We start from the raw sequence: 18096 nt of genomic DNA, 5'->3' as shown, positions 1-18096 counted from the left end.
ATCTCAAATCTAAAATCGACTTGACCCCGCCGAGCACCGGATACAGTGCCACGTCAACTCATGAGGGTCGATCCCACCATTTTAGACAAAAGATCGAGCTTCCAGATCCGTCTGTGCAGTCAATCTCAAATCTCAAATCTCAAATCTAAAATCGACTTGACCCCGCCGAGCACCGGATACAGTGCCACGTCAACTCATGAGGGTCGATCCCACCATTTTAGACAAAAGATCGAGCTTCCAGATCCGTCTGTGCAGTCAATCTCAAATCTAAAATCTCAAATCTAAAATCGACTTGACCCCGCCCAGCACCGGATACAGTGCCACGTCAACTCATGAGGGTCGATCCCACCATTTTAGACAAAAGATCGAGCTTCCAGATCCGTCTGTGCAGTCAATCTCAAATCTCAAATCTCAAATCTAAAATCGACTTGACCCCGCCGAGCACCGGATACAGTGCCACGTCAACTCATGAGGGTCGATCCCACAATTTTAGACAAAAGATCGAGCTCCCAGATCAGTCTGTGCAGTCAATCTCAAATCTCAAATCTCAAATCTAAAATCGACTTGACCGTAGAGGTCGTAGACATCTGCACCAGTAATTTTCACAGATACGATCGATCCCAGTCGCGCTTCTCCTGTCACATAGACGAGTCCATCTACTTCTGGGGAAAACCGAGCGGATCTACCAATCAACTCACCTGTCTCTGGTTGTTCTTGTTCTATCAGGACATCAACTACCTGACCGACAGACTCTTGATTCTTCTTCAATGATATAGGTTGTTGTGCCGCCATTACCAAATTGCGCCGCATTTCCATTATTTCTGCAGGTATTTGCTGGGGCAAGCTGAAGGCTGGGGTTCCTTCTTCTGGCGAAAATACAAAAACTCCTACGTGATCGAATTCGTGGCGCTTGACAAATTCCAGCAAGTGTGCTGCGTGTTCGTCGGTTTCGCCGGGGAAGCCGACAATAAAAGTTGTCCGCATCACGGCGCCGGGAAGTGCTGCTTTGAGCCGATCGACTATAGCATCATTGATCCCGGCTTGAAAAGGCCGATTCATCGCCTGCAGAATTTCCGGGTGCGAGTGTTGCAGGGGTAAATCCAAATACGGCAAAACGTTGGGCGTTTCGCGGATTGCTGCTACAACTTGCGGAGTCAAACCTGTAGGATAGGCGTAGTGCATCCGAATCCAAGGTACATCTACTTCACCCAAAGCGCGCAGTAGTTCGGCGAGTTTCGGTTCGCCATAAATATCTTTGCCGTAGTTGGTGGTAATTTGAGAAATTAAGATAATTTCTTTTACCCCTTCGGAGGCTAATTGCTTAGCTTCCGCGACGATAGACTCGATCGTCCGCGATCTTTGATTTCCGCGCAAGTGCGGGATAATGCAAAATGCACAGCGGTAGTCGCAGCCTTCTGCTATACGCAGATAAGCCACACCTTCCGATGTCGTGCGGTAGCGGGGAGTAGTTTCGTCAGCGATGTAAGTAGGTTCACTAGAGACGAGGGAAACTCGATCGCCCTTTTCCACCTGCTGCATAACATTGACGATTTTATGATAGTCGCCAGTGCCGACAATTGCGACTGCTTCCGGCAATTCGTCCAGCAATTCCTGCTGAAAGTGCTGTGCCATGCAGCCGGTGATCACTACTTTTTTATTAGCTTCTGCCAATTCTACCAAGGTGCGGACCGACTCTTCTCGCGCAGCTTGGATAAAACTACAAGTATTGACTACAACATAATCGGCTAATTCTTCATTAGAATCCACTTGATAGCCCGCTTGAGCCAGCAAGCCGATCATGTGTTCGGTATCGATGCGATTTTTTTCGCAGCCGAGGTGAGTAAATGCGATCGTTGGCTTCGTTGCCATGCAGTAATAGTTAGTGTTGCGCTATTTTTAAGAACGTTTTATGATATCACACAATTTAAAAAATTGCAATGTGTATGTGGAAGCTCTGGACTGTTGTGGTGTCCGCAGTTGTTGTGTGATATTTGTGCGATCGTGGGCGAGATGAGAATTTTTAGGCTTTGTGCGATCGTACTTTCCCGCTTTTTCGCTGCCAGATTTTGACCCAATTGTCAGGTTTTGGTGTCGTCGGAAGGCTTCGACAATCTTACGCCCTTTGCATAATTTCGACTTGCTAGTTCGGCAAGCCAGCAAGAAAAATCTTCTCTGCTGTTAAGCTCAATTCTGGAAAAGCCAGCGACTCAACAGTCTCGCTTCCCCTAAACTGTTTTACCTGATACTCCCCATCTACTAGCTGGTAAATCGAGAGAGTGGGTTGTTTGGGATTGCCGATAAACTTGCGACCGCCTAAACCAAGATAGTCTACAATCCAGTATTCGGGAATGCCCATTTCTTCATAGTCGGAAGCTTTGAAAAAATAATCATCCCGCCAGTTCGTACTGACCACCTCTACAGCTAGTCGCACCGAAGACCCCATCGTGATGACTGATTCTTTTTTCCAGCGCGGTTCGCTTGCAAGTGCGGTTCGGTCTAGGACAATTACATCTGGCTGGTAGCCAGATTCGTTACGCGCAAGCTTGAGCAAGCAATCACCAGGGATAGAGTAAGGCAATTGCAGTCGCCTGATTTCAAAATTGATTTCACCGGAAATGAAACCTGTAACGTCGGAATGGTCGCCAGTTCCTAAAGGCATTTCAACAATTACTCCATTGTGTAGTTCGTACTTGTGGACAGAGTTCTCTGGATACCAAGCAACGAACTCATCAAACGTGATTGTTTTGGATATGGTTTGGATCATGTTGTGTTTTCCTCTGTCTGGTGATTAGTATGCGGAAAGCTCAAATATTACACAAGGATTAGAGGCAACGTTGCCTCTAATCCTTGACAAATTAAACTGTAGTTGATATAATTGGGATCGCCCGTCCTGACAAAACAGCACTTGGTACAAAACGCCGATTTGTCACAAAATTGGTGTCCTTTTGTACCCATTTGATATCCTTTTGATACCCGATCGCCCCCCACTCCTTCTAGCTCGGCTCGGTTAAGGGCAGACCGCCTCGAAAAATCAACTCGGCAGTCAACCTCAACTCTGGGAAAGCCAGCGATTCAACTCGGTCATCTCCCCGAAACTGGCTGATTTGATACTCGCCGTCAACCAACTGGCAAACCGAGAGCGTGGGTTGCTTGGGAGTGCCGATGAACTTGCGGCCGCCCAAACCAAGGTAGTCCACAATCCAGTATTCGGGGATGCCCATTTCTTCGTAGTCAGCGAATTTGAGATGGTAATCGTCCCGCCAGTTGGTACTGACGACCTCTACAGCCAGTCGCACCGAAGACCCCATCGTGATGATGGATTCCGTATCCCAGCGCGGTTCTCTCTGGCGCAGAGCTGCTTCGTCTAGGACAACTGCGTCTGGCAGGTAGCCCGCCTCGTTGCGGACGGGTTTGAGCAGGCAGTCGCCGGGGATGGAATAAGGTAAGGAGCGGCGGTCAATTTCGACTGATAGTTTTGAACGGATGAAACCTGTAACGCGGGAATGACGGCCGGTTCCTAAAGGCATTTCAACAATTACTCCATTGTGTAGTTCGTACTTATGGACAGAGTTCTCTGGATACCAAGCAACGAACTCATCAAACGTGATTGTTTTCGATATGGTTTGGATCATGTTGTGGTTTCCTCTGTCTGGTGATTAGTATGCGGAAAGCTAAAAGATGGCACAAGTCTTTTCGGTAAAATACTGAAAATTCTTGACATAGGAAGTGAAGTTTGCTATAAGATTGTGTCCACAATGTCAAAATACCGATCGCGCCTATCGACTGAATCTAAAACTATCCACAGAAGTTCTTGATACGATCATTATTTCACAAATTTTGTGATGTTTTAGCTACTCCGATCGCAAACTCAGCCTGAGTCATCTCTGCAAGGCATTTTGCAACATACTTTCAAAAAAAGTATCCAGAGAAGTTCCTGATGCTTTCGTCATTGCAGAAAGCACACTTTTCTGAGCAAAAGAACAGTACAGCCCCGCTTCCAAAAACCAAGGTTGTCCCTGCGGATCGATGCGAAAATCAAATAGACTATAATCGCGACAACCCAAAGCGATGTGGCATTTTCTGGCCATATCCCAAACTCTCTCGGTTGCCGGATCGCTGATGTCCACTATCCACGATTTGGTACTATCCTTAGCGACACAGCTCAAGTTGCCATCGTCATTTTGTTTGAGCTTATCAGCATAACTCCGAATCGGTTTGGTATCAGCATCTAGAGCATACTCTTCCAGCGGTAAACAGACTAATTCGCCTGCTTTGATGATAATTCCACAGCGAACTTCTCTACCCAATTCAATGAATTTTTCTACTAGCACTTCCTCGGAATGAGTCAATGCTGTCTCCAAAGCCGCATCATAGTCAGCAGCATTTTTAACTAAGGCAACTCCCAGAGAATTATCCGCATTCAGCGGCTTGAGCACCACCGGAAAGTCAATAGAAGGTCGATCGCCCGCGCGGACAACTTCTCCCAACGGTACACTTACCCCAGCGGCTGCTACTACTGCCTTAGTCTTGGCTTTGTCAGCAGTCAGCGCCATCAACTCTGCCGGATTACCCACATAAGGAATATGCAGCAGATCGAACAAGCTGCGGTATTGAGTCATGCCGGGGATGCAAAACATCTGCGGTACCATTACGTCAATCTTTAGCTGTGTCAGCACCTCTACAGCGCCCGCTAGAGACATGGGATTAGCGGCTGCGATCGCACCTTGATCGAGAGATGTAGGAAAACGCCATTGGCGATCGGGAGAAATATAGGCTATATGAAATTCATAGAGTGCTGAATTAGCCGTATTTTTTAGACAATCTTCTGCATAAAGCCGCGATAAATTACAGAAAAAATCGCTAACTGCCGATCCGACTAAATGCAAAACCCGTACTACTGACATCCTCAATCTCCCCCTATTTCCACAAGTTTGCCAATATTAAAATCAATCCGAATCCACTCTTTCGGCTTCTGTAAATTTCCCCATAACAACAAGGGAATTTGCCAATGATGCACCATCAAAAACGGCAGCGGATCGTCCCACTCGAAGATAGCATCTTTGCCTTGGGCGATAATTTGTAACCGCTCAGAAACGAGCTTCGGCGATCGCAAATGAGTCACCAATCGCCAAATTTCATGGTAAATCCAGTAAGTCGGGCGACTAGATGCCAAAGGCTGCACAGTCTGCGGTAAAGGGTCGGGTTCCAAATAAGCTTTTGCCACATCGGGATGGTTGTAAAACATCGTGATGGCTGAATGGGTGCGGGGGTTGCATTCGATCGCGTAAATCTCTCCATCATCCGCCGCCTGAATGAAATCAAAGGAAACTTGTCCTGTCAGATTGAGACTCTTGGCAAATTGACGAATCCAATTTTCGATATCCGGGCGATCGACATTCTGGTAATTCACCTGAAAAGCCGACGATTCACAGCAACAGTGCAACTGAAGATGACCATCACGAATTGTACTATGAGTGCAGAATTCTTGCCCCGGAATATACTCTTGCATAATCCAAGGTTTACTCTCGGAAATTGGTAATGAGTTGACAAAGGTGGCAGTTTCTGCTGGGGTTTCGCAGGGTAATTTAGTTAAGTTTAACCTGCGAACAGAATCGTAGGGAATACTTTTGATTATATATGGACGCTGTGCATCACTAAAATCAAAATCGATTACTTGCTGCGGATTAGTAATGCGATAAGACTTCGGAACTCGCAGCCCCAATGCTTCCGCTGCTTTTGCAAAATCATATTTATCATCCAATCGTTGCAGAGTTTCGACATCGACGTGCATTACCGTACAGTGCCCAGAAAGTACCCTTTTGACTTCGGCATCGTAGTAACTGGCGACTGGACTACAAACGGGAACGTAAACATTAACTTTCTCTTGTTGGACAATTTTTAAGAGTGCTTGGGGGTATTCATCTGTCTGGGGGTTTGGTACTGTGTAAAAGCGATCGACTGCCCAAGAGTAACGATGACCCGTCAGCCAGTATTTCTCGGTTTCTACCAAAATTACCCGATGACCGGCCTGATGGAACGATCGGGCTAGCTGCAATGCTTTGGTCATCTTGCCGCCACTGATTAAAATCGTTTGGGGAGTGGCTGTAGTCGATCGAGACTGAAACGGTTTGATGATGATGGATCTCAGTAGGGCGATCGCAGTTAAAGCAATATTCAGGGGCATTACTAATAGCAGCAAAATTAATGTGGCTATGGTTTTGAATGCAGTCTGGAAGCGCCTATTCCCAGTGTTTGTTTCCTGTTCAGATGGCATCGCTGCCACAGAAACTGTTTCGAGCATAATTTTCTAGTAAGTAAACACTCTAATTAAAGGTAATATCAAATCTGTTAGCATCAGAAATATTCACATCTCTCCGATCTTCATCTGCGTTAATCCGCGTTAATAAATTGTCATCTGCGGTTCATAAATTATCTTTTTTAAACCGCAGATGAGGGAAGATAAACACAGATTAACGCAGATGAATTAGATCGAATCCGGTTGCACTGATCTGATCCGGCTAAATCCGCATTAGGACTTTGACCGATCCCGCCTGATTAAGGGGATCTCCGGGGCAAGAGAACACGCTCTAAACGCGCCGAATTAAGGTCAATCCATCTCTCAGCGGCACTAACACTTGCTCTACGCGCGGATCGTCAACTAGAGCCTGGTTGAATTTGGCGATCGCAACTCCGTTATCAGTAGCAGTACCCGACAAATATGGCTGTCCCTGCATCAGAGTATTGTCTGCACATATCAAGCCATTGGGAGCCAACAGCCCGGTAGTTAGGAGTAAATCGAGATAGTCTATGTATCCAGCTTTATCAGCATCGATAAATACCAAATCGAACACTTCTCCATTAGCAGCCAATTGTTTCATGGTTTCTAGAGCCGGTGCCACCTTGACTGAGATTTTGTGGCCGGCAGTAGATTCGTGAAAACACTTCTGGGCAAATTCAGCGACGTAAGCATCTACTTCGCAGGCTACCACCACTCCATCCACTGGCAGGGCTTCGGCCATCGCTAGTGCTGAGTACCCGGTAAACATCCCGATTTCCAGTACGCGCTGTGCTTTGGTGAGATGGACGAGAAATTTCAGCATTTGGCCTTCCACATGGCCCGATAGCATTTCCTGTTCCAACTGCCGCACTGTCTCGCCGTCAGAGAATCGCTTACTCCAATCTTCTGATTGGGTGCGCTTCACTAACGTGGCTAAGGCGGGAGATTCCGGCGTGGTACAAAGGTTCAGGTACGGATCGAGACCATTTGCTAGTTCGTAGGCTTGTTGTAATTGGGCCTTGAAAGCTCGATCGAGATTATCGATTTTTTCTACTTGCGAGGCGAGACTTTCGAGTAAGGAGGCTAAAATCCCGACTGGGGTAACGGGTCTCATCTTTATACCCCGGCTGTGGAACGAGTTGCAACTTTCTGCAATACCACATACATATCCTCGCCATCGCCATGACGCGGGTAGCCCTGACAGATTTCTCGATGCACCGCTAGGGCTTCATCCAACTCAGTTCGAGTTAAATCGTTCATGAAAAAGCAGTCACCAATGGGGCATGGAGCTGCTGCACGCTGAAGGCCGTCGCGGGTACGACTGATCGATGTTGTGGCTTTCCAGAGCAGTTCTGATGTGAGATAAGGGCTGTCTATTGCTAGTCCGAGGCGGCTCATTAATCTTAAGATGCGATCGCGATCGGCGATCGAAATGTAGCCCCGCAGTTGGGCAATGGTGGCCGAAAAAGCCATATCGATGGCGACACTATGGCCGTGGAACATCGGAATTTCCGGTGTTAGTTCCAGCGTCGGACTCCAAGTGTGACCATAAGCTATCACTCGATCCAAATCTAGCTCGTGGAGGTTTGGTACTTCTAAGGCCAGCATTGACTGAATCGCGTTGTAGGTTAAGCGATGGGCCACTTCCCGCAGTTCAGATGTGCCGTCTAAATAACCAAAATGGCTGTGCAGCAATGCTTCGCCGTAGTTTTCTAACAACTCGAAGATTTCTTTGTTGCCTACTACGGCGATCTTAATTAACTCTGCCATGCCGTTTCGTATTTGGTCGATCGGCAGAGTTTTCAGAAAGGAGAAATCTAAGATTACTTTCTGCGAAGCGTGGTAAGCGCCGAGGCGGTTTTTCAGCTTACCGTGGTTCACAGCTACTTTGATTGCCACACTGGCATCAATCAGCCCAATTAAAGTTGTCGGTACGCGAATGTAGTTAGTCCGACGGCGATAGGATGAGCAGGCAAAACCAGCTACGTCTGTCGTCAATCCACCACCGACTACCAAAACAGGCTCCTTCCGCACGAGTCCGAAATCAACGAAGGCATCTATGATGCTTTCAAAAGTTTTTAAGGTCTTATCAGGTTCCTTGATATTAACTGGAAAGACTGTTAAATCTATCTCGTGATGCTTGAAATAATCCTGCATCTGTCCACCATAAAGACCATAGACTGTTTCATCTACAACCATTAAACAGCGACCGAATTGGCGGTAACTATCCGCAATCTCAGGATTCTCCAGCTTGAAAGCACCATCTACGTAGAGCAAGCTGAAATCTATTTTTTCGTACCCCTCAATTTGAAAAGCTCGATCGGTAGATGTAAACGTAGCTTGAATGTCACCCATAAGATTTTTGCACTTTCATGTTGATCAGTAACTGTAAGTATCTGGGCGAGCTTCAAAAGTATCAATCCTTTTGCTGGCAAACTTCCTAGACATTAACTTGACAATTTGTCATTTAATATGAACTTAACAATCTACCTAAAAATTTACTTTCAGAGTTGTTTGTTAAGACTAGGTTAAATACTGCTTATCGAGTATTTATACTTAAAGCATTTTGAGGATTGATTTGAGACCGCCTCAATGCTTACACAAAATTCAACATAACGAATTTCTCATCTTTATGCAACCAGATTCAGTAAAATTTGATATATTTTTTTTTTATATCATATTATCCAGAGACAAATCGCGAAAACCGGAAATTACAGCAGCCTCATCTATTGAAACGACTCGTTGCGATCGATCGTTGAAATCACTTTATCTTTTTTGAGCGGGTTCGCTGCGTATTTCCAGTTGATTAGACCTCTTGCAAAAGTCCTTTTCATAAATTTATTGGACGGGCGGGACGCCCATCCCACAAGAAAAAATAACTTTTGTGGGATGGGCCCCAGATCCCGTCCTAGTTATTTTTGCAAGAGGTCCATTATCAACCAAATTAAATATCCAATCAGCCGATTAATGCCTAGTTAATAAAGGGAATAATAAACCTGGATTTTAGATTACGAAATTTCCTGGGAACATATAGCAATCCTCGCATCATTTGTAAAAATATGTAGGGGTAGTGCTAAGAGTGCCTACCCCAGCCTGCATCGGGGCAACCACGGGGTTTGCCCCTACAAGAATTACACGAATCATTTAGGATTGCTATAAATCAAGCCCGATCGCCCGACAGCACTTTAACAGCAGCAGACGCAGGTAATGGAGCGTCAATCGATTTTAGATTTTAGATTTTAGATTTTAGATTTTAGATTTTAGATTTTAGATTTTCGATTTTCGATTTTCGATTTTCGATTTTCGATTTTCGATTTTAGATTTTCGATTTTAGATTTTCGATTTTAGATTTTCGATTTTCGATTTTCGATTTTCGATTTTAGATTTTCGATTTTCGATTTTCGATTTTAGATTTTAGATTTTAGATTTTAGATTTTCGATTTTCGATTTTCGATTTTCGATTTTAGATTTTCGATTTTAGATTTTCGATTTTCGATTTTAGATTTTAGATTTTCGATTTTCGATTTTCGATTTTAGATTTTCGATTTTAGATTTTCGATTTTCGATTTTAGATTTTAGATTTTCGATTTTAGATTTTCGATTTTAGAATTGACTTGCGCGAGATAAATGCTCTTTCTTGAGGATTTTAGATTTTAGATTTTGGATTGATTCCACGGATAAATGACGTGGCGGGTACCACCTTTGAAATTATTGGTCAAAATTGCCGCCCAAACTATTAACTTGAGGCATCAAAGTACCCATTTCCAATGGGCAAGATATTGGTCTAATTTGTCGATCGGCCCAGAGTGGAATTTTTACCTTGGGGGCGGGTATAATCACCACCCCACAAGAGTCTTAAGATTTTTCCCGATGCAAATCTTGATGCTTTTTAGCTTAAAAATATTGCTAGCCGAACTTACGAGGGGATTTGATCCGACGATACATCGGGGGCGATCGCCAGATTTGCTTCACCCGAAAGCACTTGAGCAGCAGATCCAGTAGTTAATCGATGATCGTAAGAGTGTGTTCCCAAACCCTTAACTTGGCGCATCAAAGTACCCATTTCCAAAGCACTCATCGCATAATTCCAGCCCAAATTGCTTTTAATTCCAGCCCTTTCCAAAGCTTGCTGCATCGTGTCAGTCGTCACCACCCCAAAAATCACCGGCACCCCTGTCTGAAAAGCAGCCGCAGCAATTCCCTTAGCAACCTCACCAGCCACAAAATCGAAATGAGGAGTTTGGCCCCGAATTACCGCACCCAGACAAATTACCGCATCGTAGCGGTGAGAAAGAGCCGCTTGGCGCGCCACCAAAGGAATCTCAAAACTTCCCGGAACCCAAAAAAAGTCCACCTGAGATCCATGAGGATTAATATCAACCCCGTGGCGTTTCAAACAATCTTGACATCCCTCCAAAAGTTTGTTAACCACCAAATCGTTAAAACGACCGATGACAATCGCAAATCGCAAAGATTCGGTGTGAGTAAAAGTTCCCTCGAAAACAGTCATAGTGTTCTACTTTAGATTTTAGATTTTAGGTTTTAGAGTTTTGTTTGTGAGAAGGCAAAAGTCAGAAAGCAGCAGCATCTCATCTGAATCTCAAGTGCAAAAACATACAGAATCGCGCGGTCTGGAAAATGCCTAGCTTCTGCCGAATGCCTTTTAATCGCTGGTGAATGCCTTCATCCTTCTATCTTTTACCTTCTTTATCCGATAGACTTGGGTGAAATTAAACGACTAAAAAGTTCAATACACCCACTGCAATAACCAGCAAAAACCACAGACCCGATCCGACATAAATCAGGGATTTAGACTGATTCCAGTTTTGGGGAGAGGCATAAGCAACTGGCACGCCAACGACCATCACAAAAGACAGCAGTACCAGACCCAGTAAAACGACTTGAAACAGAATTGATAACATCTTTTCTCCTTTCGATATAACCGTGCGTTGAGCGGAAATAGTTTCCCAGAACCGAAAAAAATCTTCCAAATTCTAGTTTTTGACAGTTTCCCGATAGTCGATCGAGAAATTGTCGGTTGATTGATACGAAAGAACCCAGGCAAATTCGGGCGTTGCGCGAACAGGCGTCAGCGGCTCTTAAGATTTTTATCAATTTTATCATTGTTCGTTACAGCACAGAAAACTGGAAAGGTTAACTTAAAGCCCGATCGACACATCCGGTTTCAGAGGGCGAGAAATTGCTACTGTTTGAGTTAGAGATGCGGGATTTTCGGCTATGGACTTAGTTTTGTGCCACACAACAGCAGATTTTGACGCCTTGGGGGCGGCGGTGGGACTTTGCGTGCTGCGCCCCGGTAGCAGGATCGTATTGACGGGCGGGTGTCATCCGACGGTGCGGGACTTTTTGGCGCTACACCGCGACGAGTACCCACTGATTGAACGCCGATCGGTCAATCCGCAACAAATTCGATCGATTACTATAGTGGATGCCTCCGGGCGCGATCGTTTGGGAAAAGCCGCCGAGTGGCTGGATTTGCCACAAGTAAGGGAAATTGCTATTTTCGACCACCACCTAGAAGCGCATTCAGACATCCCCGCTACTGTTACGCAGATCGAAGCAGTCGGAGCCAGCACAACATTAATTGTTGAAAAGCTCAAAAATCAAGCAGAAAACAGCGACATACCCTTCCGCCTTCTGCCTTCGGAAGCAACAGTAATGGCCCTCGGCATCCACGTCGATACAGGTTCCCTCACCTTTGAGGGCGCAACTGCGCGAGATGCCATAGCTTTGGCCTGGTTGATGGAACAGGGAGCGAGTTTGGGGGTAATAGCTGAATATGTAGAACCCGCTTTGTCTCCTCAATTGCAAGATTTGCTCAGAGAAGCGCTCAAGAATTTGCGATCGGAAACTTTGCACGGTTACAGCGTAGCCTGGGTGCTGCTGTCTACTGAAGCTTATGTTCCGGGACTTTCTTCGCTGGCTTCTCGCTTGCTCGATTTAACGGAAACCGATGCTCTGCTGTTAGGTAATGTTTATAAATTTAGCGACAACGAAAACAACCGCAACATCGCTCCAGAATCGCCAGTTTCCAATCGATTAACTATTATCGGTCGATCGCGCATCGAAGGCACAAACCTCAGCGAATTGTTCAAACCCTTCGGCGGCGGAGGCCACGCCCGCGCCGCTTCCCTCGCTACCCGCGATGTTGACCCCCTGCTGACTTTAAATCAGTTAGCTGACGAACTGAAAGCTCAAATTCCCCACCCTCCGACAGCGCGCGAGTTAATGTCGTCTCCAGTGCGGAGTATTCGCCCGGAAACCTCGGTGGGGGAAGCTCACCGTATACTCCTACGTTACGGACATTCAGGGCTTTCTGTGGTCGATGCGGGCGATCGACTGGCTGGCATTATCTCGCGCCGCGACATTGACATTGCCCTGCACCACGGTTTCAGCCACGCCCCCGTCAAGGGTTACATGAGTCCGCAGTTAAAAACGATCGCCCCAGATACCTTGCTGCCGGAAATTGAATCTTTAATGGTGACATACGATATCGGGCGCTTGCCAGTATTGGAAAACGGTCAACTGGTGGGAATTGTGACTCGCACTGATGTGTTGCGGGAATTGCACCAGCAAAAAGCGCGAGACAGGGGAAGTAATGCAGAATTCTCTTATTGTGCCGTGTCCGAATCGGTTGAGCAGTTGTTGCGATCGCGCATCAGTCCCGAATTATGGCAATTATTGTCGATCGCCGCCAATATTGCCCAAAATCGCGGCTGGCAACTTTATATTGTGGGTGGAGCAGTCCGGGATTTACTCTTAGCCACGGATGATACACTGGCGCTAACAGATATCGATTTGGTTGTGGATGGAAAGTGCGGTTCCGACGATTCCGGTGCTGGTGTCGAGTTAGCTTCATCGCTGCAAAAACTTTACCCTGAATCGCGTTTGGACGTTCACGGTCAATTTCAAACCGCCGCGCTTTTGTGGCACAAAGACTCTGCTTTCGGCTCGCTGTGGGTGGATATCGCTACGGCTCGCACTGAATTTTACCCTTATCCGGCGGCAAATCCTGAAGTTGAAGCGAGTTCGATTCGCCAAGATTTGTACCGCAGGGATTTTACAATTAATGCGCTGGCTGTGCGGTTGGGTGTTCCTCGCAGCGGCGAATTGTTAGATTTTTTCTGCGGTTTGCTGGATTTGGAATCGAAGCAAATTCGAGTTTTGCACGCCAATAGTTTTATCGAAGATCCGACGCGAATTTATCGCGCTGTGCGATTTGCGGTGCGGTTGGGGTTTGAAATTGAGCCGCAGACGGAAGGATACATCCGCAACGCTTTGGCTAGCGGGATTTATTACCGAATTCAGGGGGAAAATGGCCGAGCTCCGGCTTTGGAAACTCGACTCAAAAGCGAATTGAAATACATTTTGCAAGCTCATTACTGGAAAGTTGCTTTGCAAATGCTGGGAGATTTGCAGGCTTTGCGCTGTATTCATCCTACTTTGGAGTTGGATCGGGAGTTGTGGCGGCAACTGCGTTTGCTCGATCGGTGTTTGCAAGGAAGGAAGAAGGAAGGCACGACACGGATTTTGACACGGATACACGGATTAATGATTGAGGGTGAGTCACGAGTCAGAGGGAATAAGGAAGAGGGAATAGGGAAGAAGGAAGAAAAAGAAAAAGCAACTATTCTCAAGGCTCAATCCCCAATTCCCAATTCCCAATTCCCAATTATCAATATTCCCGATTGGCAGATGCGGCTGGAAGTTTTGATAGCTTATGTAGCACCGGAATATCGCGGCAAGGTGGCTGCAAATCTTCAGTTACCTGCTGACAGTATTAAGCGGTTGGAAGTTTTGGAAGCCGGAAAGAAGCAGTTAGCGGAGAATTTGCCTAAGTGCGAGTTGCCGAGTCAGTTGGTGTTGCTGTTGAGGAATTATGAATTGCCGGTGTTAATTGCGATCGCCCTACAAAGTCCGCGAAGTGCACGCCGCCAAATTTGGGAATATCTCACCAAATGGACGAATGTTGAGCCGCCTTTGAATGGCAACGATTTGAAGGCTTTGGGTTATAAGCCAGGGCCTGGGTTTAAACGAATGTTGGATGATTTGTTGGCGGCGAAGTTGGATGGCGATTTGGGCGATCGGGCTGCTGCTATCTCTTTCTTAGCACAACGTTATCCTCAAACTTAGTAAGGTGCGTCAGCAGCGCGTTATTTTTTCTATAATTGATTAGCTAATTGCTGACGCACTCTACTGAATTTTTAGTTTTCAATCCCAAACAGGCTAACCAGGCGATCGTACATTATTGATATTTCGAGAATTAAGGTGAAGAAACATCACGCTCCTGGTTTAATCGCAATTGTCCTTGGAAAGTCACTGGATTTTATAAATGTCAGCATTTTCCATTTTAATTTCATAAAACGGCTAATCAGTCAAATAAAAACCTCAATCTTTACAAAAATTTTGTGATTGTAAAGATTCGATAAAGCTACGAGGGGTTATACCCCCTATGAGTTATAGTGACATATATATAGATGCACCCTGATGGCTTTCCCGTTCCACAAGAGCGGGATTTTTATTGGAAAAATATTGTATTAAGTTTTAATACACCTGGTAGAGATAGAATTGGTGGAATATTCCAATAAAACGATCGCCCGATGCAAAAATAGCACAGCTAAAGCAAAAATGATGGTTCCGAGCGATCGAACATCCGCCCTAACTCCGCGAAATAACCCAAAGGCGGTAGCATAGTGTGGGAAACGGCATCAATGGAAGCTCAACTTAGCGTTCACAGCAGCCCTGCAACAGGGCGAAAACACCATAATTAATAGTTGATTGTACTCTGATTTTTGATTTTTTATGGATTAACAAGATTTCACTCATGATGTTAGGTCAATTTTCTGGAATTCCAACTAGATGATGCTTAGCTTCACAAATTTTTAAGTTTTTTTACTGAATCTTGTCTCCGATCATCAACCCTCTTTATCACTTATATCATGTCCGATCGAGCGATTAAAAGGGCGGGTTTTTGAGATTGTCAATTATTGGAATATATTTTTCGTGAGGGGAACCCCTACGGTATTAGGGGTAATCGACGGGACATAATATTAAGCAGTGTATTTGCCAGTTTGGGGGAGCGAATGTGAGTTATAAAACAATTAAAAACCCGGTTTCTGCTTAAAGAAATCGGGTTATTGAAATCGATGGTGAAGCGCGATTTTCTGTCTACACTATTCGGAAAATAAAAGGGTAGCGGTAAGGTTGGTTAGGAGTTTGCAAAACGTGGAGGATAGCCATTATTGTCAGTCCCCAGTGTAGCAGATAACCTAGGGGGACTAGGATAAAGCCAGCAAGACCAAAAGTGACGACAGTTAACGCCACAATTACGGCGCTGTACAGCCATACATTAAGGTGAAAATTGATGGCTTCTGTGGCGTTTTCTTTGACAACGGGGTCATCTGATACTAACAATACAGCGATCGGCGCTCCGATCGAGAACAGTAACGTGCTGAAAAAAATCGCCCCGTGGCACACCAGTGATAGCAGCTTCCGCTTGTCAGAGTCGTACATATTACTTTTCCTTGACTTTATTGATAATTTTACCTTTAATAGCAACTGTAGCACAGGCTATAATGGCGATCGGGTGATGATTCCCCTACCTAATTTGTGGTCAGTAACCCAGCCCTAAAGGGACTGAGCTTGTAAGAGTAATCAAGCAAGCTGTACTGACCAGCCTAAGTCTTAATTGACTACGTTATTTGAGTCACGACACCAGGCGAATGCGACGCCAGTTCCCTGCTCTGTCGCTTGCAATTAAACAGTTTTAAGGTCACTGAAACAGTGTTGCAAGCCTAACAAGCTCTTATAACCTTGGCGAGGCGAACATTACCCCGAAAGGGAGGCTCGAAAGAGCAAACATTATGCGTGAGCGGGTTGCGAGGTTTGAGGTGGTAATTGTCCCACTGAAAGTACATTACAAAAGTACACCGAATTAAGCAATCCCCGTGTAATGGAAAGATTCACGGCGGTTTCAACCGCCGAGCCGTTTCCCTCTCAGCCCTAAAGGGACTGAGTTCCCACTTACGGATTTTTTTTGATGACAACAGAACTCGAAACTGAACTGCTAACTGCTGTTGAGCGCCGGCGCAACTTTGCTATTATCTCGCACCCTGACGCGGGAAAAACTACTTTGACAGAAAAGCTGCTGCTGTACGGAGGTGCAATTCACGAAGCAGGTTCTGTGAAAGCGCGGCGGGCTCAGCGACACGCTACGTCTGACTGGATGGCGATGGAACAGCAGCGGGGAATTTCTATTACTTCTACTGTTTTGCAGTTTGAGTATAAAAAATATCACATTAATCTGCTAGATACTCCGGGACACCAAGATTTTAGCGAAGATACTTATCGAACTCTGGCGGCGGCTGACAATGCGGTGATGCTTGAGGATGCTGCTAAGGGTTTGGAACCGCAAACTCGGAAGTTATTTGAAGTTTGTAAGCTGCGAAGTTTGCCTATTTTTACTTTCTTTAATAAGCTCGATCGCCCTAGCAGAGAACCTTTGGATTTGTTGGACGAAATTGAGAAGGAATTGGGGTTGCAGACTTATCCGGTAAATTGGCCGATAGGTACGGGCGATCGCTTTAAAGGTGTTTTCGATCGCAGGGCGCGCAAAATTCACTTATTCGAGCGGACTAAACACGGTTCTCGCGCTGCTGTTGATACCGTCATCGAATTGGGCGATCCGCGCATTGAAGATTTGTTGGAACAAGACCTTTACTATCAGCTCAAAGAAGAGTTAGAACTGCTGGATGAGTTGGGAACTGAACTCGATTTAGATTTAGTTCGGGCTGGCAAAATGACGCCTGTTTTCTTTGGCAGCGCCATGAGCAATTTTGGGGTCGAACTGTTTTTAGATGCGTTTTTAGATTACGCTATGAAGCCGATCGCCCGCAAGAGCAGCGCCGGAGATTTGCCGCCAACTTATGAATATTTTACCGGGTTTGTGTTTAAGTTGCAAGCGAATATGGACCCAAGACACCGCGATCGGGTGGCGTTTATTCGGGTTTGTACGGGCAAGTTTGAAAAGGACATGAACGTGACTCACGCTCGCAGTGGTAAAACGGTGCGTTTGTCAAGGCCTCAAAAGTTATTTGCTCAGGATCGGGAGTCGATCGAGGTTGCTTATCCGGGCGATGTGATCGGTTTGAACAATCCGGGAGTATTTGCGATCGGCGATACTATTTACACCGGCCAAAAACTGGAATATGAAGGGATACCCTGTTTTTCTCCCGAACTTTTTGCTTTTTTGAGAAATCCCAATCCTTCTAAGTTTAAGCAGTTCCGCAAAGGCGTTTCGGAGTTGCAGGAAGAAGGCGCAGTGCAAATTATGTACTCGGTTGATGAGTCGAAACGCGAGCCAATTTTGGCGGCTGTCGGACAGTTGCAATTTGAAGTTGTGCAGTTCAGAATGCAGTCGGAATATAATGTGGAAACGACGATCGATATGTTGCCTTACAGTGTAGCTCGTTGGGTTGACGGCGGTTGGGAGGCTCTGGAAAAAGTTGGGCGGCTGTTTAATACGGTGACGGTGAAAGATACTTGGGGAAGGCCGGTTTTGCTGTTTAGAAATGAGTGGAATTGCCGGCAGGTGGAAGGGGAGCATCCTGTTTTGAAGTTAAATGCGATCGCCCCTGTGGTTTCTGGTTTGGCTGTTAGCGAGGAGTGAGGGGGATAATTGGTTGATTCCGGGTTAGGTTAAGTCATTTTCAGAGCTGACACACGGGGCTAAAAACCGGGTTTTTTCGATAATTCTTGGTTTTGATTCGTAGATTCGACCAAAAACCGGGTTTCTTTGA

Annotated in this window: 12 protein-coding genes; 2 read left to right on the top strand and 10 right to left on the bottom strand. The window is 45.8% G+C overall.

The features are described from left to right. Positions 1-540 precede the first annotated feature (540 nt). From rimO to psbZ, 9 genes are all read right to left on the bottom strand, one after another. Complete coding sequence (gene rimO / locus QUB51_RS11215) at positions 541-1869, bottom strand: 30S ribosomal protein S12 methylthiotransferase RimO (protein ID WP_333052712.1); 1329 nt, start codon at positions 1867-1869, stop codon at positions 541-543. A gap of 271 nt (positions 1870-2140) precedes the next feature. Continuing rightward, positions 2141-2764, bottom strand: a complete 624-nt coding sequence (locus QUB51_RS11210; protein ID WP_333261344.1) for a Uma2 family endonuclease — start codon at positions 2762-2764, stop codon at positions 2141-2143. 229 nt (positions 2765-2993) lie between these two features. Beyond that, a complete protein-coding gene (locus QUB51_RS11205) occupies positions 2994-3632 on the bottom strand; it encodes a Uma2 family endonuclease (protein ID WP_333052709.1) in 639 nt (212 codons plus the stop codon). A gap of 246 nt (positions 3633-3878) precedes the next feature. Beyond that, positions 3879-4904, bottom strand: coding sequence for an ATP-binding protein (locus QUB51_RS11200; RefSeq protein WP_333052707.1), 1026 nt, complete (start codon positions 4902-4904; stop codon positions 3879-3881). A 2-nt stretch (positions 4905-4906) separates the two neighbouring features. Continuing rightward, entirely contained in the window at positions 4907-6301 is a 1395-nt protein-coding gene (locus tag QUB51_RS11195) for an ATP-grasp domain-containing protein (protein WP_333052706.1), read from the bottom strand. 286 nt (positions 6302-6587) lie between these two features. After that, entirely contained in the window at positions 6588-7391 is an 804-nt protein-coding gene (locus QUB51_RS11190) for a class I SAM-dependent methyltransferase (protein WP_333052705.1), read from the bottom strand. Positions 7392-7393: 2 nt separating this feature from the next. Next, positions 7394-8632, bottom strand: a complete 1239-nt coding sequence (locus tag QUB51_RS11185) for a sedoheptulose 7-phosphate cyclase (RefSeq protein ID WP_333052703.1) — start codon at positions 8630-8632, stop codon at positions 7394-7396. Between the two features lie 1561 nt (positions 8633-10193). Next, entirely contained in the window at positions 10194-10787 is a 594-nt protein-coding gene (gene ribH, locus QUB51_RS11180; protein ID WP_333209091.1) for a 6,7-dimethyl-8-ribityllumazine synthase, read from the bottom strand. A gap of 220 nt (positions 10788-11007) precedes the next feature. After that, positions 11008-11199 carry a photosystem II reaction center protein PsbZ gene (gene psbZ / locus QUB51_RS11175; protein ID WP_190735314.1) on the bottom strand — a complete coding sequence of 64 codons (192 nt, stop codon included), beginning with the start codon at positions 11197-11199 and terminating at the stop codon, positions 11008-11010. 316 nt (positions 11200-11515) lie between these two features. Here psbZ and QUB51_RS11170 point away from each other — a divergent pair, with 316 nt between their 5' ends. Then, the gene (locus QUB51_RS11170) at positions 11516-14431 is read left to right on the top strand and encodes a CBS domain-containing protein (RefSeq protein ID WP_333234136.1); all 2916 of its coding nucleotides are present in this window, start codon (positions 11516-11518) and stop codon (positions 14429-14431) included. Positions 14432-15466: 1035 nt separating this feature from the next. Here the strand turns inward: QUB51_RS11170 and QUB51_RS11165 are convergent. Continuing rightward, the gene (locus tag QUB51_RS11165; protein ID WP_333058248.1) at positions 15467-15811 is read right to left on the bottom strand and encodes a DUF4870 domain-containing protein; all 345 of its coding nucleotides are present in this window, start codon (positions 15809-15811) and stop codon (positions 15467-15469) included. A 526-nt stretch (positions 15812-16337) separates the two neighbouring features. On the opposite strand from QUB51_RS11165, the gene prfC reads away from it, so the two are divergent. Then, complete coding sequence (gene prfC, locus QUB51_RS11160) at positions 16338-17966, top strand: peptide chain release factor 3 (protein ID WP_333261339.1); 1629 nt, start codon at positions 16338-16340, stop codon at positions 17964-17966. Positions 17967-18096: the final 130 nt, after the last annotated feature.

The sequence above is a fragment of the Microcoleus sp. AT8-A3 genome (assembly GCF_036705675.1).
Taxonomy (GTDB): domain Bacteria; phylum Cyanobacteriota; class Cyanobacteriia; order Cyanobacteriales; family Microcoleaceae; genus Microcoleus.
This window is presented reverse-complemented; position numbering and strand designations above follow the sequence as displayed.